21 protein-coding genes are annotated in these 21,075 nt (G+C 62.2%); 5 read left to right on the forward strand and 16 right to left on the reverse strand.

All coding sequences use genetic code 11. The features are described 5' to 3' along the window. Window positions 1–32 precede the first annotated feature (32 nt). The 5 genes from rfaE1 to rfbB all read right to left on the reverse strand — a co-directional run bounded on the left by rfaE1 (window position 33) and on the right by rfbB (window position 4,478). On the reverse strand, window positions 33–1,007 hold the full coding sequence (gene rfaE1 / locus U5A65_RS27205; protein WP_321948477.1) for a D-glycero-beta-D-manno-heptose-7-phosphate kinase: 975 nt from the start codon (window positions 1,005–1,007) through the stop codon (window positions 33–35). Window positions 1,008–1,083: 76 nt separating this feature from the next. Further along, window positions 1,084–1,983 (reverse strand): dTDP-4-dehydrorhamnose reductase, encoded by a 900-nt coding sequence (gene rfbD, locus U5A65_RS27210; RefSeq protein ID WP_321948478.1) that lies wholly within the window; start codon window positions 1,981–1,983, stop codon window positions 1,084–1,086. Continuing rightward, window positions 1,976–2,527, reverse strand: a complete 552-nt coding sequence (gene rfbC / locus U5A65_RS27215; protein ID WP_321948479.1) for a dTDP-4-dehydrorhamnose 3,5-epimerase — start codon at window positions 2,525–2,527, stop codon at window positions 1,976–1,978. The genes rfbD and rfbC overlap by 8 nt, the downstream gene beginning before the upstream one ends. Beyond that, window positions 2,512–3,405: a glucose-1-phosphate thymidylyltransferase RfbA gene (rfbA, locus tag U5A65_RS27220; RefSeq protein WP_321948480.1), complete on the reverse strand. Its 894-nt coding sequence runs from the start codon at window positions 3,403–3,405 to the stop codon at window positions 2,512–2,514. The genes rfbC and rfbA overlap by 16 nt, the downstream gene beginning before the upstream one ends. An 11-nt stretch (window positions 3,406–3,416) precedes the next feature. Continuing rightward, entirely contained in the window at window positions 3,417–4,478 is a 1,062-nt protein-coding gene (rfbB, locus tag U5A65_RS27225) for a dTDP-glucose 4,6-dehydratase (RefSeq protein ID WP_321948481.1), read from the reverse strand. Window positions 4,479–4,894: 416 nt separating this feature from the next. Here rfbB and U5A65_RS27230 point away from each other — a divergent pair, with 416 nt between their 5' ends. Then, window positions 4,895–5,746, forward strand: coding sequence for a symmetrical bis(5'-nucleosyl)-tetraphosphatase (locus U5A65_RS27230; protein WP_321948482.1), 852 nt, complete (start codon window positions 4,895–4,897; stop codon window positions 5,744–5,746). Window positions 5,747–5,767: 21 nt separating this feature from the next. On the opposite strand, the gene U5A65_RS27235 is transcribed toward U5A65_RS27230, so the two are convergent. The 9 genes from U5A65_RS27235 to U5A65_RS27275 form a co-directional block, all read right to left on the reverse strand. Beyond that, window positions 5,768–6,583: a 2OG-Fe(II) oxygenase gene (locus U5A65_RS27235; protein ID WP_321948483.1), complete on the reverse strand. Its 816-nt coding sequence runs from the start codon at window positions 6,581–6,583 to the stop codon at window positions 5,768–5,770. Between the two features lie 49 nt (window positions 6,584–6,632). Further along, the gene (locus U5A65_RS27240) at window positions 6,633–7,409 is read right to left on the reverse strand and encodes a lysophospholipid acyltransferase family protein (protein WP_321948484.1); all 777 of its coding nucleotides are present in this window, start codon (window positions 7,407–7,409) and stop codon (window positions 6,633–6,635) included. 55 nt (window positions 7,410–7,464) lie between these two features. Then, window positions 7,465–8,742, reverse strand: coding sequence for a dihydroorotase (locus U5A65_RS27245; protein ID WP_321948485.1), 1,278 nt, complete (start codon window positions 8,740–8,742; stop codon window positions 7,465–7,467). Window positions 8,743–8,768: 26 nt separating this feature from the next. Further along, the gene (locus U5A65_RS27250; protein ID WP_321948486.1) at window positions 8,769–9,779 is read right to left on the reverse strand and encodes an aspartate carbamoyltransferase catalytic subunit; all 1,011 of its coding nucleotides are present in this window, start codon (window positions 9,777–9,779) and stop codon (window positions 8,769–8,771) included. 92 nt (window positions 9,780–9,871) lie between these two features. Then, the gene (pyrR, locus tag U5A65_RS27255) at window positions 9,872–10,393 is read right to left on the reverse strand and encodes a bifunctional pyr operon transcriptional regulator/uracil phosphoribosyltransferase PyrR (RefSeq protein WP_321948487.1); all 522 of its coding nucleotides are present in this window, start codon (window positions 10,391–10,393) and stop codon (window positions 9,872–9,874) included. Between the two features lie 19 nt (window positions 10,394–10,412). Then, window positions 10,413–10,847, reverse strand: a complete 435-nt coding sequence (gene ruvX / locus U5A65_RS27260; protein ID WP_321948488.1) for a Holliday junction resolvase RuvX — start codon at window positions 10,845–10,847, stop codon at window positions 10,413–10,415. Next, a complete protein-coding gene (locus U5A65_RS27265; RefSeq protein ID WP_158757151.1) occupies window positions 10,844–11,422 on the reverse strand; it encodes a YqgE/AlgH family protein in 579 nt (192 codons plus the stop codon). Before U5A65_RS27265 ends, ruvX begins: the two co-directional genes overlap by 4 nt. 234 nt (window positions 11,423–11,656) lie before the next feature. Next, on the reverse strand, window positions 11,657–13,162 hold the full coding sequence (locus U5A65_RS27270; protein WP_321948489.1) for a hypothetical protein: 1,506 nt from the start codon (window positions 13,160–13,162) through the stop codon (window positions 11,657–11,659). 261 nt (window positions 13,163–13,423) lie between these two features. Then, complete coding sequence (locus U5A65_RS27275) at window positions 13,424–13,594, reverse strand: rubredoxin (RefSeq protein WP_008342674.1); 171 nt, start codon at window positions 13,592–13,594, stop codon at window positions 13,424–13,426. Between the two features lie 284 nt (window positions 13,595–13,878). Between U5A65_RS27275 and U5A65_RS27280 the strand changes: the two genes are divergently transcribed. Then, a complete protein-coding gene (locus tag U5A65_RS27280) occupies window positions 13,879–14,724 on the forward strand; it encodes a hydroxymethylpyrimidine/phosphomethylpyrimidine kinase (protein WP_321912986.1) in 846 nt (281 codons plus the stop codon). A 148-nt stretch (window positions 14,725–14,872) separates the two neighbouring features. Here the strand turns inward: U5A65_RS27280 and groL are convergent, their stop codons facing one another. Continuing rightward, window positions 14,873–16,513 (reverse strand): chaperonin GroEL, encoded by a 1,641-nt coding sequence (gene groL, locus U5A65_RS27285; protein ID WP_321912987.1) that lies wholly within the window; start codon window positions 16,511–16,513, stop codon window positions 14,873–14,875. 44 nt (window positions 16,514–16,557) lie between these two features. After that, on the reverse strand, window positions 16,558–16,848 hold the full coding sequence (groES, locus tag U5A65_RS27290) for a co-chaperone GroES (RefSeq protein WP_028202123.1): 291 nt from the start codon (window positions 16,846–16,848) through the stop codon (window positions 16,558–16,560). 1,057 nt (window positions 16,849–17,905) lie between these two features. Between groES and rfbF the strand changes: the two genes are divergently transcribed. Genes rfbF through rfbH form a run of 3 tightly spaced genes read left to right on the forward strand, consistent with a single transcriptional unit; the run spans window position 17,906 to window position 21,070 of the window. Then, a complete protein-coding gene (gene rfbF / locus U5A65_RS27295) occupies window positions 17,906–18,676 on the forward strand; it encodes a glucose-1-phosphate cytidylyltransferase (RefSeq protein ID WP_321948490.1) in 771 nt (256 codons plus the stop codon). Beyond that, on the forward strand, window positions 18,676–19,743 hold the full coding sequence (gene rfbG / locus U5A65_RS27300; RefSeq protein ID WP_415765702.1) for a CDP-glucose 4,6-dehydratase: 1,068 nt from the start codon (window positions 18,676–18,678) through the stop codon (window positions 19,741–19,743). Before rfbF ends, rfbG begins: the two co-directional genes overlap by 1 nt. Window positions 19,744–19,756: 13 nt before the next feature. Then, window positions 19,757–21,070: a lipopolysaccharide biosynthesis protein RfbH gene (gene rfbH, locus U5A65_RS27305; RefSeq protein ID WP_321948492.1), complete on the forward strand. Its 1,314-nt coding sequence runs from the start codon at window positions 19,757–19,759 to the stop codon at window positions 21,068–21,070. The last annotated feature ends 5 nt before the right edge of the window (window positions 21,071–21,075 follow it).

A 21,075-nucleotide genomic window follows, 5' to 3' on the forward strand; every position in this document is an offset into this window, starting at 1 on the left:
AGTATTTCTTGAGTCGTCCAATGATGAGGCGGTCAGACCGCGACTCGTTCGACGAACAAATCCTCGTAAGAGATGGGCGAAGTCCCGAGCCGGCCGACGACTATTCCCGCAGCACGATTCGCATAGCCAACAGCATCGAGCAGCGGCAAGCCTGCACCCAACATCGCCGCGACGGTGCCAATAACGGTGTCGCCAGCACCGGACACATCGAAAACTTCGCGAGCCGCTGTAGGGACGTGCACCGGATCGTGATCGGTGAAGAGCGTCATGCCCTCCTCGGACCGTGTGAGAAGCAGGCCGTCAATGTCGAGCGATTTTCGCAATTGCGCAACGCGGGACGTCAGATCGGATTCGGACGACCATGCCCCGATCACCTCGCGGAGTTCGGAACGATTCGGGGTGATCAGGTTCGCACCGCGATACCGTTGCCAGTCCGCTCCCTTCGGATCGATCAGCACTGGCTTACCGAGCCGACGCGCGGTTGCGATCATGCTGGAAACGTGCGTGAGGCCGCCCTTTGCGTAGTCAGAGAGCAGGATGATGCGCGCATGCTCGACCAACACATCGAAACGTGCAAGGCTGGCGAGCAAAATCTCCTTGTTGGGCGTTTCCTCGAAATCGACGCGCAAGAGCTGCTGTTGCCGGGAAATGACCCGCAGCTTGATGATCGTCGAGATCGAACGGTCGCGTTCAGCGTAAGCCTTGACGTTGCTTTCGGTGAGTAGCGTCATGAGCCGCTCACCGGGTTCGTCCACACCCACCACGCAAAGTAGCGCGGCGTCGGCGCCCAATCCCGCAATATTGCAGGCAACGTTTGCCGCGCCGCCCAGACGCTCCTCACTGCGCTGCACGCGCACGACAGGAACAGGCGCCTCTGGCGAAATGCGGTTGACGTCGCCGAACCAGTAACGGTCGAGCATCACGTCGCCGACGACCAGCACGGAAGCCCCCGCCAGCCGATCACGAGAAACCGATGGCAGCGTGGGCTCCGACTTCGCTTTCACCATTGAACTTTCAATTACGGACATAGACTTCTGGAGAAAATTGGATACGCCGCACAGGCGCTTCGTATACGCCCTGCCCTTACTGCATGCACAGCGTCAACGCCTCTCGCCAGTCCGGTGCCCGCACCCCAAACGCCGCAGCGAACTTGTCGTTGGATATCCGTGAATTTGCCGGGCGCTTCGCCGGCGTCGGATAGGACGACGCCGGAATGGGCTTCACGACCGGACGCTTCACGAGAGACGACAATTCGAAGATCGCCTCGGCAAATCCATGCCACGAAGTCGCGCCGCCTGCCGTCAGATGATAGACGCCTGATTGTTGCGCCCACCACTGACCGCGATCCTCGACCCTGGCGGCCTGTGCGAGCACGTGCGCGGTCGTCGTCGCAATCGTTCGCGACCACGTCGGCGCACCGATCTGGTCGGCCACCACGCTCAACTCTTCACGCTCCGCGCCAAGCTTCAACATCGTCAGCAAAAAATTCTTGCCGCGCGTGCCATATACCCAGCTCGTGCGCAAGATCAGATGATCACAGCCGCTCGCCGCGATCGCCTGCTCACCTTCCAGCTTCGTGCGGCCATAGACGTTCTGGGGATTCACCGCATCGGTTTCGACATAAGGCGAGTCCTTTGTGCCGTCGAACACGTAATCGGTCGAATAGTGAACTAGTGCGGCGCCCAGTTGCTTCGCTTCTTCGGCAAGAATACGCGGGGCCTCCACGTTCAGGCGCAGCGCGCCCTCCACGTCGCTCTCGGCCTTGTCCACAGCCGTGTAGGCTGCGGGATTGACGATGATCGTCGGCCTGACCTCACGCACAACGCGGCGAATCGCATCGGGTTCGTCGAGGTCGAGCGCAGCGCGGTCGCAACCCACCACGCGCCCTAGCCCCTGCAAACTGCGCAGGAGTTCGAAGCCGACCTGGCCATTCACTCCTGTGACGAGGATGGTCGCTTGCTTGTCCATCGCCACCTCACGCATACACTTCGGCTTCGGCGAGCCACTTGCCCGCCGCGTCCTTCGCCGCCAGCAACGGTTCGAAGTCGATCGGCCATTCGATACCGATCGCCGGATCGTTCCACACGATGCTGCGCTCGTGCTCGGGGAACCAGTAATCGGTCGTCTTGTAGAGGAACTGCGCGGACTCCGACAACACGACAAACCCGTGTGCAAAGCCCGGCGGCACCCACAGCTGACGATGATTCCCGGCCGAGAGGCTCACGCCCACCCACTTGCCAAAGTTCGGCGAGTCGCGGCGCAGATCGACGGCCACGTCGAACACCTCGCCTTCCACCACGCGCACGAGTTTGCCCTGCGCATGCTGGATCTGATAATGCAAGCCGCGCAAAACGCCCTTCGCCGAACGCGAATGGTTGTCCTGCACAAACACGACACCCGGCGCGACAAGCTCTTCGAACTCGCGACCGTTGAAGCTCTCGTAAAAATAGCCGCGCGCATCGCCGAACACCTTCGGCTCGATGATCTTGACTTCCGGGAGTGCCGTAGCAGTTACCGTGATGGCCATGCGACCTGATCCATGAGAATGTTCAACAGATACTTCCCGTAGCCGTTCTTGGCGAGCGGCTTCGCAAGCGCCTGAAGTTGCTCCGCGTTGATCCACGACTGACGGTAGGCAATTTCCTCAGGGCATGCGACCACGAGCCCCTGACGCTTTTGCAGCGTCGCAATGAACGTCGCCGCTTCGATCAGCGAGTCGTGCGTACCGGTGTCGAGCCACGCATAGCCGCGCCCCATGATCTCGACATTGAGCGCGCCATCGCTCAGATAGCGCGAATTGACGTCGGTAATCTCCAGCTCGCCACGCGGCGACGGCTTGATGTCCGCCGCGATGTCGCACACGCGGTTGTCGTAGAAGTACAGGCCCGTGACCGCGTAATTCGAGCGCGGCTGCGCGGGCTTTTCTTCGATCGACAGCGCACGAAAGCCCTTGTCGAACTCGACCACACCATAGCGCTCCGGGTCGTGCACGTGGTACGCGAACACCGTTGCGCCCGATTCCTGCGCATTGGCCCGTTCGAGCTGCTTCGCGAGATCGTGGCCGTAGAAGATGTTATCGCCAAGGATCAGCGCCGACGGATCGTTGCCGACGAACTCCTTGCCGATGATGAACGCCTGCGCGAGACCGTCCGGCGACGGCTGCACTGCATACTGGATGTTCATACCCCACTGACTGCCATCGCCGAGCATCGACTCGAAACGCGGCGTGTCCTGCGGCGTCGAGATGATGAGCACATCGCGGATACCCGCGATCATCAGCGTCGACAGCGGGTAGTAGATCATCGGCTTGTCGTACACCGGCAGCAGTTGCTTCGAGACTGCATGGGTGATCGGATAGAGCCGGGTGCCGGAACCGCCGGCGAGAATAATGCCTTTGCGCGCCATGTCTGCCGCCCTTACGCGCGCTGCGCGTAGTTCGTTTCGACCCACTTGCGATAGTCGCCCGAAGCGACTTCGTCAGCCCATGGCTGGTTGTCGAGATACCAGCGCACCGTCTTCGCAAGACCTGTTTCGAACGTTTCGGCGGGTTTCCAGCCGAGTTCGCGCTCGAGCTTGCGGGCGTCGATCGCGTAACGGCGGTCATGGCCGGGCCGATCAGTCACATAGGTGATCTGGTCGCGGTACGAACCTGCCGCCTTCGGGCGCAGTTCGTCGAGCAGGTCGCACAGCGTATGCACGACTTCGAGATTCTTCTTCTCGTTCCAGCCGCCGACGTTATACGTTTCGCCGCTCTTGCCGCGCGCGAGTACTTCGCGGATCGCGCTGCAATGGTCGCCCACGTACAGCCAGTCGCGCACGTTCTGGCCGTCGCCGTACACAGGCAGCGGCTTGCCGGCGAGCGCATTGGCAATCATCAGCGGAATGAGCTTTTCGGGGAACTGATACGGGCCGTAGTTGTTCGAGCAGTTCGTGGTGAGCGTAGGCAAGCCATACGTGTGGTGATACGCACGCACGAGATGGTCCGAGCCGGCCTTGGTCGCCGAGTACGGGCTGTTGGGCGCGTACGGCGTGGTTTCCGAGAACTGCGGATCGGTTGCGGAGAGCGAGCCGAACACCTCGTCGGTGGACACGTGAAGGAAACGGAATGCAGCCTTTTCGGCTTCGGGCAGACCGCTCCAGTACTGACGAGCCGCTTCGAGCAGCGTAAAGGTGCCGACCACATTCGTCTGAACAAAATCGGCGGGGCCGTGAATCGAGCGGTCGACGTGGCTTTCTGCGGCGAAATGCAGCACTGCACGCGGCTTGTGCTCAGCAAAAAGCGCGTCGAGCGCCGCACGGTCGCAGATGTCCACGCGTGCGAACACATGCTTAGCATTGCCTTGCAGGGATTGCAACGTTCCAAGATTGCCCGCGTAGGTCAACTTGTCTACGTTCAGAACGGCTTCATCCGATTGACGCAGCCAGTCAAGCACAAAGTTGGCACCGATAAAGCCGGCACCGCCCGTCACGAGAATCATGGAAATCCTTTATAGCTCTGTTTGATAGCAACTCTGGCCTGACGCCCCCGGACGCAGAGTGCCCGAAAGAATGCTGTAAAAATGGCCGTTTGGCGAGTGAAAGCCCGCCTTTTAACCACTTTGCATACTCTGGCTCTGATTTTATGCCCGACAATTATAAGGCCAGCCCGAGCGAAAACCATACCGCTAACATCTTGAAACAGCTTGACAAATTCCGATTCGACACCAACCGGGGTATGCACTCCGCTAATTGCGCGTCCCTTTCGCCGGGAAGCGATGAGTCGGTCGCTTTCCGGGTGTATCGTCTGGTCGTATCGATGACTTGCGTCACCAGCTATTCACATCAGGCGACAAAACTATTCCTGTGATACCGTCACCCCCTTGTCCCGCGCCGTCCCGCATTTGATCCCGATTTAATGACCAAGCAAGCGCCGTTCACTGCCCCCCTCGCCTTCGGCGATCTCCAGGGTTGTCTCACACCGTTTCGCGAACTGCTCGCCAAGGCCGCGCCCTCTGCCCACACGCCGCTGTGGTTCGCGGGCGACCTGATCAATCGCGGGCCCGAGTCGCTCGAAACGCTGCGCGAAGTGATCGCGCTCGGCGAGCGCAGCGTTGCCGTGCTGGGCAATCACGACCTGCATCTGCTTTCGGTGTCGGCGGGCATCCGCAAGTCGAAAAAGGGCGACACCATCGACGGCATCCTGAACGCGCCCGACGCAAAAGACCTGTTGCACTGGGTACGCCACCGCCCGATCGCGCACTACGAGAACGGCATGCTCATGGTGCACGCGGGCGTGCTGCCGCAATGGGACGTCGATCTCACGATGGAGCTCGCGCACGAACTCGAAAAAGCGTTGCGGCGCGACAACTGGAAGGAAACGCTCGCAGGCCTCTATGGCAACGAGCCGAACCGCTGGTCGAAGGACCTGAAGGGTATCGACCGGCTGCGCGTGACGTGCAGCGCGCTCACGCGCATGCGCTTTTGCAATCGCGACGGCGTGATGGACTTCACCACTAGCGGCGGTCTCGACTCGGCGCCGCCGGGCTATATGCCGTGGTTCGATGTGCCGGGACGCAAAACAGCCGACATCACAGTGGTGTTCGGCCATTGGGCGGCGCTCGGCCTCACCTTGCGCAAGAACGTGGTCGGGCTCGACTCGGGCTGCGTTTGGGGCGAACAGCTCTCGGCCATTCACCTCGATGCCGATCCGTCACAGCGCATCCTCACCCAGGTGCCGTGCGAGAGCTGCCGCGCGATAAGCGGCTGAGAGTCTCGCCGCTGCGCGCTTTCAGCGTTTTTTGTTGTACACGTGCGTGGTGCTCTTCACCCCTTTCGGAAAGACGCGACGTACGAGTCCGCGCGCCGCGGCGTCCGCCTGCAGCACGACATCACGCACCGGCTCGTCGGGCCGCCCGCGAAATGACGTCGGGTGAAAGTATTCGGCGTCCCCTACCGGGTGATCCGAAAAGTAGTAATTCGACACACAGCAGCGCTGCTCCGCGCTCGCGTTCTGCGACACCGAATGCCACGAGTGCTGGTTCGTCACCATCACGGCGAGGCGGTTGAAGCGGCTCACGATCGTCGTGGGCTCGGCTTTCGTGCCCTGCGGCCAGACTTCGAGGTTGCCGCCCTTCTCTAGCGACCAGTCCGGCGAAACGTAATAGAGCAGGTTCAGCACGCGATAGCGTTCGCGATCCTTGTCGTGCGAATTGTCGAGATGCGGGTTGAGGAAGTGGCCCGGCCCCATCATCGAGATGCCGCCGGCGTAGAGATGCTCGTCCGGGTAAAGCGAGCGCAGGCCGGTGATCTCTTTGACGAGCTCGACCACGCGCGGCATCTGGAACGCGAAGATGATCTCTTCGAGCAGCGGCGCGTGCGCGTCCATTTGCGCCGACACGTATTTGAGTTCGCGCAAACTTTTGCGCAGCATCATCTTCGACGTGTCGGGGAAGGCTGCGCGAATCGCTCGCGCTACGTCCTCCGGCAGTACGTCGTCGATATGGAAGTGATTGACGGGCGCCGTCTGCGTCCATTGTTCGCGCAATCGAGCGCGTTCTGCTTCGAGGCGCTCCGAGATGCGCGCGCCGAGTTCCGTGCGATCCATGATCACTTGCCTGCTTTGATTGTTTTGCTTTCGATGACGCGCTGGAGTGTCACGATACCTGAATGGCCCCGGCTGCTGACACATGCGCCGGCTCACCCCGCATCGTCTCCAACGCCTGCCCCACCGCCTCCTGCGCACGCGCCGCCAGCTTGCGTCGGTCATCCCCCGCTTCGATCGCCTCACCGACATAAACATGAGCGGTCAGCGGCCCAGCCTTGAGCATCGCGTCGAGCGAGTCTTTCAGCGAGAGATCGTCGATATACGCCGGCGCCACCGACTGCCGCCCCTGCGCATCCTCATACAGAATACAAAGCGGCTGCACTGGCCGCCCAGCCGACACCGCCGCCTGGAACATGTTCGAGTGAAACGGCTTGAGCGCAAGACCATCCGTTGTCGTGCCTTCAGGAAACACGCACATCAGCTCGCCGCGCGTAAGACGCTCGGCCAGTTCGTGCATGATGCGCTTCGCGTCGCTGCGCTTCTCGCGCTCGATGAATACGGTGTCGAGGTTATGCGCGAACCAGCCAATGAGCGGCCAATGACGGATCTCAGCCTTCGAGACAAACGGCGTCGGACGCCACGCGTTGATCACGTAGATGTCGATCCACGAAATGTGGTTGCTCACGACAAGCGCGCCCGCGTCGAGCCGCGCCGCGTCGTTGTGCACGACCAGCTTCAAGCCGCACAGCTCGAGCATCTTGAGGGACCATGCCCGGTTCATGGCGTGGCGCTGATCGGCGCTCGCACGCGGAAAGCGGATCGCGACAGTCAAAGCGCCGCGCAGCAGATGCGCGAGCAGGCGGGTCTTGCGAATGAAGAGGCTCATGGTCTACGAATGGCTGAATCGCGTGATCCTAGCAGACACACATGACATAAATCTGTCATGCGCGCTCGAAGCCCACACGGCCCTCCACGAGCGTCGCGCGCACCACTGCGGGCAGTTCGTAGCCGAGGAACGGCGTGTTGTGGCCCTGGCTCCTGAGCGCGCGCGGCTCGACACGCCAGTGCGCATGGGGATCGAACACGCAGACATCCGCGCTCGCGCCCACGGCAAGCCGTCCCGCGTCGCGTTGCATCACGGCAGCCGGCGCCGACGTCACATGGCCGAGCGCCATCGCAAGCGGCACACGCGCTTCCTGCGCCCATTTCACGGTGAGCGAGAGGAACAGCTCGAGGCCCGTCGCGCCCGGCGTCGCTTCGGCGAAAGGCAACAGCTTTTCGTCGTCGTCCACGGGCGTGTGCTGCGAGCAGATCGCGTCGATCGTGCCGTCGGCGAGACCCGCGCGAATCGCCTCGCGATCGCGCTGCTGGCGCAGCGGCGGATCGAGCCGGACCTGCGCGTCGAAATAGCCGATATCCATGTCGATAAGATGCAGGTGGTTGACCGTCACGTCGCACGTCACGGGCAAGCCCTCGGCTTTCGCGGCGCGCACGAGCGCCACGCCCGCCGCCGACGAAAGATGCTGCACATGCACGCGCGCGCCCGTCACGCGCATCAGTTCGAAGAGCGTATGCAGCGCGATCGTCTCCGCGCTAACCGGCACGCCGGAGAGGCCCAGGCGTGAGGCCACCGCGCCGCTCGCGGCCACGCCACCCTTCGAGAGATACGTATCCTGAGGCCGCAGCCACACGGCGTAGCCATAGGTGCTCGCATACTGCAGCGCGCGCAGCAGCACCTGGGTATCGGCAATCGGCGCATCGGCCTGCGTGAAGCCAATGCAGCCCGCCTCGGTCAGCGACACCATCTCGGTGATCACCTGCCCTTTCAGTCCCACGGTGAGCGCGCCGAGCGGATGCACATGCGCGCGCGCGAGCTTGCCAGCACGGTGCTTGAGCATCTCGACGAGGCCTGCCTCGTCGAGCACGGGGTCGGTATCCGGTGGGCACACGAGGCTCGTCACGCCACCCGCGAGCGCCGCGTTCATCTCCGAGTCGAGCGTGGCCTTGTGTTCGTAACCCGGCTCGCGCAGGCGCGCGCTCAGATCGACGAGGCCGGGCGCGACGACGAGGCCGCGCGCATCGATCGTTCTGTCCGCCTGAAAGCCCGCGGGCGCCGCACCAAGCGCGGCGATCCTGCCCGCTTCGATGTACACGTCCTGCCGCTGTTCGGTGCCTGCCACCGGATCGATCAGCGCGCCGCCTTGAATATGGATCTTCATGTGCTGCCCTTATTGTTCTCGCCGCTTCAATCGTTGTTACCGGCGACGATGCCCATCACCGCCATGCGCACCGCAATGCCAAAGCTCACCTGGTCGAGGATCACCGACTGCGGGCCGTCGGCGACCTGCGAGTCGATTTCCACGCCGCGATTCATCGGCCCCGGGTGCATGACGATCGCGTCGGGTGCGGCGAGCGCGAGGCGCTCGGGCGTCAAGCCCCAGCTCTTGAAGTACTCCTGCGCAGAAGGCAGCAGTGCGCCGCTCATGCGCTCGTTCTGCAGGCGCAGCATGATGATGACGTCGACGTCCTTCAGGCCTTCGTCGAGGTTATGAAACACGCGCACGCCCATCTGTTCGAGCCCGCCCGGCAGCAGCGTACGCGGGCCGATGGCGCGCACCTCGGGCACGCCGAGCGTGGTCAGCGCGTGAATGTCCGAGCGCGCCACGCGCGAATGCAGGATGTCGCCCACGATCGCCACACGCAGATTCGTGAAATCGCGCTTGTAGTGGCGGATCGTGTACATGTCGAGCAGGCCTTGCGTCGGGTGCGCGTGGCGACCGTCGCCAGCGTTGATCACGTGCACGTGCGGCGCGCAATGTTCGGCGATCAGGTACGGCGCGCCGCTCGAAGCGTGGCGCACGACGAACATGTCGGCGTGCATCGCCGAAAGGTTGCCGATGGTATCGAGCAGCGACTCGCCCTTGCTCGTCGATGAAGCGTTGATGTTCAGGTTCAGCACGTCGGCCGACAAACGCTTGGCCGCGATTTCGAATGTGGTGCGCGTGCGCGTGGAGTTCTCGAAGAACAGGTTGAATACGGACTTGCCGCGCAACAGTGGCACCTTCTCCACGTCGCGGTCGGTCACGCTCACGAACTGCGTGGCGGTGTCGAGAACGTGCGTGAGAATTGCGCGCGACAGGCCCTCGATCGACAGCAGATGCTTGAGCTCGCCATGCTTCGTGAGCTGCGGATTGCCCTTGAGAAAGCCATAGCGGAAACGCTTGTCGTCCACTGTGGACGTGGGCTGTGTGTTCATCGCGTGAATCCTGGATGTGATGGGCGGCGCGTAGCCGGCGTGCGCGCCTGTGCGTGTGCCGCCGCTGCCGCCGAATGTGTTCGATGCGCGCCTCAGGCGCCGCTGCCCGGCTCGACGTGAAACGCGAAGAGACCGTCGGCGCTGTGTGCGAGCACAAGCGTCTCGCGCGCACCGACGCTCACCGTACCGCCGGTGAAGCGCGCGGACACCGGCAATTCACGCCCGCCACGTTCGGCGAGCACCGCGAGTTCGACGGAAGCCGGCCGACCGTAGTCGTACAGTTCGTTGAGCGCGGCGCGCACGGTGCGGCCAGTGAACAGCACGTCGTCGACGAGCAGGATGTGGCGGCCTTCCACCGCGAACGGCAGCGCCGTCGGGCTCGCCTTGCTGTGCAAGCCCTTCTTCGCATAGTCGTCGCGGTGCAGCGCAACGTTGAGCACGCCCCATTCGAGCGCGCCGACGTCATGGGCAAGCCGCTCGGCGATCCACGCGCCGCCGCTATGAATGCCGACGATCGCCAGGCCGCCGGGCGCGCCGAACGCATCGGCGGGATACGCCGCGCGAATCTCGTCGAGAAGGGCGCAATACAGCGCTTCAGCGTCGGGAATGATCATCGGGCAACTCGCAGGCTAGTTAGAGCGGGAGTTCGTCGAGGTACTGCTGGAGAATCACGGAGGCAGCTTCCGCGTCGACATGCTCGACGCGTTCGCCGCGCTCGCGCAGCCGCGCTTCGGCGTCGACGGACGAATAGCGCTCGTCCACCCACACCACCCGCAGGCCGAAGCGGCCGCCCAGCTGGTTGCCAAAGCGCTTCGCGTGCTGTGTCATGATGTGCGGCGTGCCGTCCGGATGGCACGGCAGGCCGACCACGAGCAGATCGGGCTGCCATTCGCGCAGCAGTTCGCCTATCGCTTCGAAGCGGTAATCGCGGCTCTTGTTGGGAATGACGGTGAGCGCCCGGGCGCTGCGCGTGAGCGCGTTGCCGAGCGCAACGCCGATGCGCTTTTCGCCATAGTCGAACGCAAGCAAGGTGGCCTCGCCGGCCCCTCGCCCAGCGGCCACGCTCATGCGTGACCCGCCTCGCCCGAGAGCATCGACGAGGAAATGCCGAGCAGCGCGAGCGCCGCTTCGAAGCGCTCTTCGGCGGGGACGTCGAATACGATCTTCGGGTCGGCTTCGACCGTGAGCCAGCCGTTCTTCGAGATTTCGTCCTCGAGTTGGCCGGCGCCCCAGCCGGCGTGGCCGAGCGTGAGGAGGAAGCGTTCGGGGCCGCTGCCGTTCGCAACGGCTTCGAGCACGTCCTTCGACGTGGTCATTTCAAGGCCGCCCGGCACCGACATCGACGACGTGTAGCTCGTGCCCTCGGCTCTCGCGTGCAGCACGAAGCCGCGCTCGGTCTGCACCGGGCCGCCGAAATAAACGGGCACATGCAGGAGCGGCTCGATTTCGAGCTTGAGGTCGATGCGGGAAAAGAGCGCCTCGAGATCGATGTCGGTGGGCCGATTGATGACGAGACCGAGCGCGCCGCGCTCCGAATGATCGCAAAGGTAGACCACCGTTCCTGAAAACGTGGGGTCCGCCATGTTCGGCATGGCGATCAGGAACTGGTTGGTTAGATTGATGCGATCGTTACTCTTGGACATGGTTTGAATTCTAGCAAAGACGATGCGCAATGGCGGCGCGCTGCCAGGCCGGAGGTCGGGCGCCCGATGGTGGCCTCACACCTTGCCAGCCGCGGCGCGTTGCGCATTGCAGGTAATGGCTCACTCTAACACGCGCGCGCTGTGCCCTCGCAAGGCAATCGGCCGATGGCGCAAGGCCGATGCCTGACCTCTGCAAGGCACGGCCAGCGCCGCGAATCCTCAGGCCCGGCGGAGTCAGTGCGCAATATTTTGCACCGCTTTTTGCGCCGCGCCGTTGACGATTGCCACGCCAAGCGCACGCACCGCGGGCGTGGCGTCGGGCTGCGCGATACCCGCCGCGACCTTGTGCAGCATGGCGCGCAGCGCCTCGCTGGCATGCTCGATCGCCTCGGCGCCGGGCGGCTGAATCGACGGTGCGCCCCGCGCTTCGAGCGTCGCAAGCGTCGCCGCATGCGCAGTGCGCCGCCAGGCGAGGCCCAGCGCGTCCGCGAGCTGGCCAATATGGCCAAGCCCGAGCGCCCAGGCGGCGGCGCCAATGCGATACGCCGCTTCGGCGGCCACTAGCGCGTCTGCGGGCTCCGGGCTCGCGCCTGCGCCGCGCAACGTCAGCGTGCGCGAGTGCGTGCCGAGCGCGATCATCGCCGCATCGGCGGTCTGCAGAAAATCTTCATACGCGTTGCCGTTCACGACCAGCGCGCCCAGCTCGCGCGTGGACGCCACGCGCGCCGCGAGCGCGCCGGCCTGCACGCTGCCGGCCTCCCACAGCGCCTCCGAGGCCTGCGTGCCGGCAATGTGCCACTCGACGGTCAAGCCGTAGTCATGCAGCAGATCGACGTCGGCGGTGTCTTCCGCGGCGGCCCCGAAGAGCGCGTAATCGCGCCACAGCAACGCGAGCGTGGAGCGCACGAGCGTTTGTGGCGCGAAGCGCAGACCGTGCGCGTGCTCGCCGATCAGCAGATTGCAGCGCGCGTAAAGACGCCGCACACCTTCCTCTCCCCACGACGCCACGCCCCGCCGCAGCGCGCGTGCACACGCGGCAGCAAGACGCCAGAAGTCGTACGGATCGGCGCTCGAGAGCTCGGCCATGCAGGCGTCCATTTCGTCGAACGCAGCGAGCGCGAGCGCATCGGCCGCGCGGCTGCCGTTGCCGGGCTGCGACTTCAGCGCAAGCAGGAGCGCCTGCTCGAAGCGCGCGCGTACCTGGCCGAAGCGCTGCGCCGGCTGCGGATGCAGCGAAGCGGGCGCGAGCGGCCGGCCGAGCAGTGCGATGTCCTCGTAGGCGAGCGCGACACCCGGCATGTGCTCCGCGAGCGCGGCCACGAGCGCGTGCTGCCGCGCGAAAAGCGCGGGCGAGCACGCCAGCTCGCGCAGATTGCGGCGCTCGAGCGCAGCGACGAGATCGTGCAGCGCCTCGCTGAACAAGGCACGCATTTCAGCGTCCTTCGCTTCCTCGGGCGCATGGAGCGGCCGCGCGGGCAGGCCCGGCGGCGGCGCTACGGGCACCGGCGCGGCAAGCGCGAGCGGGGAAGCGAGGAGCAGCGTGTCGGCAAAGCGCGCGGCGGCGAGCCAGCCGGCGTCGTGCAGCGTGCGGGCAGCCTGGCGCAACGGCCGGGCAACGTCACGCTGCGCTTCGAGCGCGGCGAGCGCCTGCGCGAGCGCGCCGTGCGCGAACGGCACCGTGCCGCCGCGCGGATTCGGCAACGCTTCGAACCGCACATCAGAGCTTGGAGGATGACTCATAGGGCAGCGCCGAAAACGTTAGCGGGCCAACCAGGCGGGCGATCTCGACCAAAGCATCGACACAAGTATCGACAACCGCGGCGGCAAGCGCAAATACGGTGCCAGCCGTCGCGACATCGCGAGCCGCACCGCACTCGACACCCGCCACACTCCTGGAATCTGCAGCCAGACCGCGCACCGGCCCTCGCCCGCTATATCTGCGAAACGCGTGAGAAACACGTCAGAAGCGCGCGAAAACCGCACGCCGCCGCGAGCGTGGCCTCAGATCTGGACCATCTCGAAGTCTTCCTTGCGCGCGCCGCACTCAGGGCAGGTCCAGTTGATCGGGACATCCTCCCAGCGCGTGCCGGGGGCAATGCCTTCGTCTGGCAAACCGGCTTCTTCGTCGTAAATCCAGCCGCAGATCAGGCACATCCAGCTTCTATATTCCATTCTTATGCCGCGTCGAAAAGTCCGAAACCAGTCGGAAAAAAAATCGGGGAAACGAGAGCCATGATGGTACCTTGTTGCCGTTTCCATGCCTAGCAAGAGGAAATCTGGCCTGCACGGGATCAAACCGAATGCGTCGCCGCGCGCGGTTCGTGCAGCGCGAAAAAATCCTCGCGCGCGCCGGGGTCATCCGTCCCCCGGATTCAACGATAAGCCGCATAATTGAAGCATTCTCTTATGACGGCGCGGTACACCGTGCCCGAAGTCCAATCCATCTCGCCACGTTCATGCCCAGCGACACCCCTCCCATCGTCCTCACCTTCGGCCTTTCCGACCCGACAGGCGGCGGCGGACTCCAGGCTGACCTGCTCACGCTCGCCAGCATGGGTTGCCACGGCGTCACCGCGTTGACCGGCTACACGGTGCGCGACTCCGCGGGCTGCGACGAAGTGACCGGCCTCGATCCGGAAACCGTCGCCACCCAGGCGCGCATGCTGCTCGAAGACATGCCCATCGCGGCGTTCAAGGTGGGCGCTGGCGCGCGCGCCGAAGTCGTGAGCGCGATCGCGGAAGTGGTCGCCGACTACGACGACGTGCCGCTGATCCTCGCCCCCGACTTCACGCTCGACGACGAACACGTGCTCGCCGCCGACGAACTGCGCGAAGCCATGGCCGACCTGCTCGTGCCGCAGACCACGCTGCTTGTTGCCGATTCCGCAACGCTCATCGCGCTCGCGCAGCCGGACGGCGACGCGGAAGCGCCCAGCGTCGACGCGGCTATCGCGCACCTGCTCGCCACGGGCTGCGAGTACATTCTGGCGATGGAAACGGGCACGCATCGCGTGGTCAACACGCTGTATTGCGAAGACGGCCAGCTGCGCCAGGATCTGTGGGACCGCTCCACGCAGCCGATGATGGGCGTGACCGACACGCTCGGCGCCGCCATTGCCGCACTGCTCGCGAACGGCCAGGAGCCGCCCGAGGCCGTGCGCGAGGCGCAGGAATATGTGTATCAGGCCGTGCAGAGTGCGTTCAGGCCGGGCATGGGGGCGTGGCTGCCCGACCGCTTCTTCTGGGCGCGCAGCAACGACTCGGACGCGGACGAAGCCTCGCCCGGCGAAGCGAAGCAATAACGCTCGCGGCGCGGCGGCGCGTGAACCACGCGCAAACCGCACAGACGAAAAAAACCCGCATCGCTGCGGGTTTTTTCTTTCTGGGCTGGGGAAACACACCTCGCGGCGTGTCCCCCGCACTTCGATGTAATTTCGGCGCAAGCCGTAATTACATGTCCATGCCCATGCCACCCATGCCGCCGGGCATGCCGCCAGCCATCGGAGCATCTTCCTTCGGCACTTCAGCAACAGCTGCGTCCGTCGTCAGGAGCAGGCCAGCAACCGAAGCTGCGTTTTGCAGCGCGGTGCGCGTGACCTTCGTCGGGTCGACCACGCCGGCTTCAACCATGTCGACGTATTCGCCGGTCGCTGCGTTGTAGCCGTAGTTGCCCGAACCAGCGGCAACCGCTGCCACGACCACCGACGCTTCTTCGCCGCCGTTCGTGACGATCTGGCGCAGCGGCTCTTCCATCGCGCGCAGGACGATCTTGATACCAGCGTCCTGGTCTGCGTTGGCGCCCTTCACGTTGGCGATTGCCGTACGTGCACGGATCAGCGCAACGCCGCCGCCCGGGACGATGCCTTCTTCAACGGCAGCGCGGGTTGCGTGCAGCGCGTCTTCCACGCGTGCCTTCTTTTCCTTCATTTCGACTTCGGTCGCAGCGCCGACCTTGATCACTGCCACGCCGCCTGCCAGCTTGGCAACGCGCTCTTGCAGCTTTTCACGGTCGTAGTCCGACGTCGCTTCTTCGATTTGCGTGCGGATTTGCTTCACGCGCGCTTCGATGTTCACGGCTTCGCCAGCGCCGTCGATGATCGTCGTGTTTTCCTTGCCCACTTCGATGCGCTTCGCTTGACCGAGTTCGTTCAGCGTTGCCTTTTCGAGCGTGAGGCCGGTTTCTTCCGCGATGACTTGACCGCCGGTCAGGATCGCGATGTCTTCCAGCATGGCCTTGCGACGGTCGCCGAAGCCCGGAGCCTTGACGGCAACGGTCTTCAGGATGCCGCGGATGTTGTTGACGACCAGCGTTGCGAGCGCTTCGCCTTCGACGTCTTCAGCGATGATCAAGAGCGGACGGCCAGCCTTCGCGACTTGTTCCAGAACCGGCAGCAGATCACGGATGTTCGAGATCTTCTTGTCGAACAGCAGGACGAACGGGCTTTCCAGCACGGCGACTTGCTTGTCCGGGTTGTTGATGAAGTACGGCGAGAGGTAGCCGCGGTCGAACTGCATACCTTCGACGACTTCCAGCTCGTCTTGCAGCGACTTGCCGTCTTCGACGGTGATGACGCCTTCCTTGCCAACCTTGTCCATCGCTTCAGCGATACGGTCGCCGATCGACGTGTCGCTGTTGGCCGAGATCGAGCCGACTTGAGCGATTTCCTTGTTGGTCGTGCAGGGCTTGCTGACCTTGCGCAGCTCTTCGATTGCTGCTGCGACGGCCTTGTCGATGCCGCGCTTCAGGTCCATCGGGTTCATGCCCGATGCGACGTACTTCATGCCTTCGCGGACGATCGACTGGGCCAGAACCGTAGCCGTCGTCGTGCCGTCACCGGCATTGTCGCTGGTCTTGGAAGCGACTTCCTTGACCATTTGCGCGCCCATGTTCTGGAGCTTGTCCTTGAGCTCGATTTCCTTTGCGACCGAGACACCGTCCTTGGTGACCGTCGGGCCGCCGAACGAGCGCTCGAGCACCACGTTGCGGCCCTTCGGACCCAGCGTGACCTTCACTGCGTTGGCGAGAATGTTCACGCCTTCAACCATCTTGGAACGGGCGGAATCGCCGAACACGACGTCTTTAGCTGCCATCTTCTAACTCCTTGAATTCTTGAATAGTGAGCGGTGGAATGAACTTACTTGTTCACCACGGCCATGATGTCTTCTTCGCGCATCACGAGCAGTTCGTTGCCATCGACCTTGACGGTCTGGCCAGCGTACTTGCCGAACAGGACGCGATCGCCGACCTTCACGTCGAGCGCGATCAGGGCGCCCTTGTCGTCGCGCTTGCCCGGGCCGATGGCCAGGACTTCGCCTTGATCCGGCTTTTCTGCCGCTGCGTCCGGGATCACGATGCCCGAAGCGGTCTTGGTTTCTTGATCCAGGCGCTTGACGATCACGCGATCATGCAAAGGACGAAGGTTCATGGATGTTCCTCTGTTGATTGGGACTTGAAGAGACTCAAGAAAACCTGGCTGCCGGCAACCGCCAGCCAGAGATGTTTGTGCACCGAGCGTTGTTAGCACTCTCATGCGGTGAGTGCTAATTATATGGACGAGTGGTGACAAATTCAAGAAGGGGGGCGGAACGCGGGGCGGAGCCTATCGACCTACGGGAATGCACTCAATCTGGCACTTTTTCAAACCAAACCCAATGGCGGGAGGCCAACCGACCGAGGCGATTCGCATAATTTCTCAATTAAAACAAAGCAGTAGACAGAGGAAACCGCTGCTTCGAATCGCAAATCGCCAATCTCCGCTTCCCGCAATCCCGATGCGAGAACAAGACAATGCAGCACCTCCCAGGCGTGGACGGCATGGGGAAATCCCCAATCTCGCCGGGGCCCTGGGACGCGAGCCGCCCCGAGCACCCCGAACTGGCCGCTACCAATACGCATAATTGATCCGAATTTCCCGCCTTGCAGTTTCCAAACACAGGCACTCGGTTCGGCGCTCCCCGCCCCGCCGGCCTCGCCTCGCGGTGCCGCGCGATGTCAGCGCGTCCATCCTTTGTGCTAACGGGCCAGATCTGTCGACAACCCGAGGCGGCCCAACCGTTGTCGTTCCGCCGCTGCTTTCGAGCATTGGCGGTGACACTATACGGTCGACGCAGATGATCGCTTCCGGGAATTAGAAGGCACGGCACGGACTGCGGCGCCGCAATTGGGTAAGCCGAGCGTTTCGCCAACACGCCCCTTGGGAAGGTCGGTCGATCGCTCCGACGCAGGTAACGCGAAGCGCGCCGTCAGCCTCCCCATCGCCAAGCGCAGGCCGCTATCTTATAATGTTCAACCGGTCAATCCAGTCACAGGTCAGCCGTCAAATAAACTAGTCCAGGCGCGAGCCGGCAACCGACTTTCACGTCGGTGTCTGATACAACGGATCGCTCGAACCGCAGCCATCTCATAAACTTAATGACCGGCGTTGCATGCCACCGATCAGACGATGCTTCTCGCGTAAGCCGTCGATGCCGCAAAGGATCCAAATGAAAGCCGTAATTCTCGCTGGCGGGCTTGGAACCCGAATCTCTGAAGATACGGTCAATCGTCCCAAACCGATGATTGAAGTCGGCGGAAAGCCAATTCTGTGGCACATCATGAAGATCTACTCAGCGCATGGCGTCAACGAATTCGTGATTTGTTGCGGCTACAAAGGCTACGTAATTAAGGAATACTTCGCAAATTATTTTCTGCATATGTCTGATGTGACGTTCGACATGCGCAGCAATGAAATGCAGGTGCATCAACAGTACGCCGAACCATGGAGAGTGACTCTAGTAGATACCGGGGAGGCGACGATGACGGGCGGTCGGTTACGCCGCGTGAGAGAGTTTGTGAAAGACGAAGACGCGTTCTGCTTCACATATGGAGACGGCGTGGGTGATATCGATATCTCTTCGCTTGTCGAGTATCACACCCAGACAGGAACGCTCGCGACGCTCACCGCAACCTACCCGCCGGGTCGTTTTGGCGCACTCGATATCCGCGACAACAAAGTCAGCTCCTTCAGGGAGAAACCGAAAGGTGATGGCGGCATGATCAATGGAGGCTTTTTTGTATTGTCTCCAAAGGTCATCGATCTCATCCCAGACGATGACTGCGTGTGGGAGCGGGAGCCGCTTGAAATCCTCGCAAAAGACGGGCAGCTCTCAGCGTACGAGCACGATGGATTCTGGCAGCCCATGGACACATTGCGCGACAAGACATATCTCGAAGAGCTCTGGCAGACTGGTAACGCTCCCTGGAAGGTTTGGTGATGAACGCTTCGTTCTGGCACGGCAAGAAAGTCTTTTTGACAGGACATACCGGCTTTAAGGGCAGTTGGCTGACATTGTGGCTTCGTGCACTTGGCGCCGAGGTCACCGGTTACTCGCTTGCGCCCGAGTCCAGCCCCAACCTTTTCTCGCTCGCTCGCGCCGGCGATGGCATCGAGTCTGTCATCGGCGATATCCGCAACCGCGATAAGTTGCTCAAGGCAGTCAAGGCTGCAAGTCCAGAAATCGTTATTCATATGGCAGCGCAGTCGCTTGTACAAAAATCGTACGTACATCCGGTTGAGACCTATGAAACAAACGTGCTTGGCACTGTCTACCTGCTGGATGCTCTCAGGCATGTCCCAGGCGCGCGATCGGTCGTGATCGTCACGACCGACAAGTGCTACGAAAATCGTGAGTGGGAATGGGGTTATCGCGAGAACGAATCGCTGGGTGGCTACGATCCGTACAGTAACAGCAAGGCCTGCGCTGAACTCGCGACGTCCGCCTATCGGAAATCGTTCTTCAACCCGTCTGCCTATGCCAGACACGGCGTAGCAATCGCCAGCGCACGTGCAGGCAATGTCATTGGCGGCGGCGACTGGGCGGCGGATCGTATCGTTCCGGACACTATTCGCGCCATTGCCCAAGGGCAAACGGTCAAGGTTCGCAACCCGCACGCAATCCGGCCGTGGCAACACGTGCTTGAACCACTAAGCGGGTATCTCCTGTTGGCGGAGAAGCTCTATCACGAGGGCCCCGAGTACTCCGAAGCATGGAATTTCGGACCGAACGATGCAGACGCCCAACCGGTACAGATGCTCGTGCAGGAACTCACGTCACGATGGGGCGACAACGCTCGCTGGGAACTGGATGGCAGGGATCACCCCCACGAAGCGACTTTTCTTAAGCTCGATTGCTCCAAGGCGCGCGCGCGTCTGGGTTGGCGGCCGCGGTGGGACTTGCGTCACACGATAGATAGCATCGTCACCTGGCACAGGGCAGCTATCCGCCTAGAAGACCTGAACGCCGTGACCCTCGCTCAAATTGACGCCTACACACAATCTTGAAAGATGGCTCCGCATGAACAAAGATCAAATTCGCGAACAGATCATCCAACTCGTACGTAATTACGGTGAGTTGGCTACGCAAGCACAAGCGTTTCGACCGGGACAAACTACTGTTCCCCCATCAGGCAAAGTTATCGGGGCAAGGGAAATGGAATTGATGGTTGATTCCTGCCTCGACGGGTGGCTGACGACGGGTCGTTTCAATGACGAATTCGAGAAGAAGCTCGCCGCTTATCTCGGCGTCAGGCATCTGATTACGGTGAACTCAGGTTCGTCCGCCAATCTCGTAGCGTTTTCAACGCTCACATCACCACAACTCGGCGAGCGGGCAATTCGACAGGGTGACGAGGTGATCGGCGTCGCTGCGGGTTTCCCCACTACCGTCAACCCCATTCTGCAATTCGGTGCAGTACCTGTGTTTGTCGACGTCGAGTTGGGCACCTACAACATCGATGCAAGCAAAATCGAAGCTGCGATCTCGCCGAAGACCAAAGCGATCATGCTCGCCCATACGCTTGGCAATCCGTACAACCTCGAGGTCATTGCGGCACTTTGCAAGAAGCACAATCTGTGGCTCATAGAAGACTGCTGCGACGCTCTCGGCGCAACCTATAACGGTCAACTTGTGGGCACGTTCGGCGATATCGGCACGCTGAGTTTCTATCCCGCTCACCACATCACAATGGGCGAAGGCGGTGCGGTATTCACCAATAACCCGGACCTGAGGCGCATCGCAGAATCTTTCCGCGACTGGGGCCGCGATTGCTACTGTGCTCCTGGTCAAGACAACACGTGCGGCAAGCGCTTCTGCTGGAAGCTGGGGAATCTCCCTGAAGGCTACGACCACAAATATACGTATTCGCACCTCGGCTATAACCTCAAGATTACCGACATGCAAGCCGCATGTGCGCTGGCGCAGATGGACAGGCTCGAAGGCTTCATTCAGGCGCGTCGAGATAATTTTGCCTATCTGCACGACCGCCTGCAAAGCTGCAAGGACTATCTGATACTGCCGCACGCGACACCGAATTCCGAGCCGTCGTGGTTTGGCTTCCCGATTACCTTAAAGCCGGAAGTCGAATTCCGGCGCGTCGATTTACTCTCTTATCTCGACCAAAACAAGATCGGCACACGTTTGCTGTTTGCCGGCAATCTGGTTCGCCAGCCGTACATGGCGAGCCTCGAGTATCGCGTAAGCGGCGAGTTGACAAACACCGATATCGTCATGAATCAGACGTTCTGGATCGGCGTCTACCCCGGGCTCAGCCGTGAAATGCTCGACTTCGTCGTTGAAAAAATCGAGACGTTTCTCGGCGTGAACTTCTAACGCAC

The sequence above is a fragment of the Paraburkholderia sp. J10-1 genome, assembly GCF_905220165.1.
Classification (GTDB): Bacteria; Pseudomonadota; Gammaproteobacteria; order Burkholderiales; family Burkholderiaceae; genus Paraburkholderia.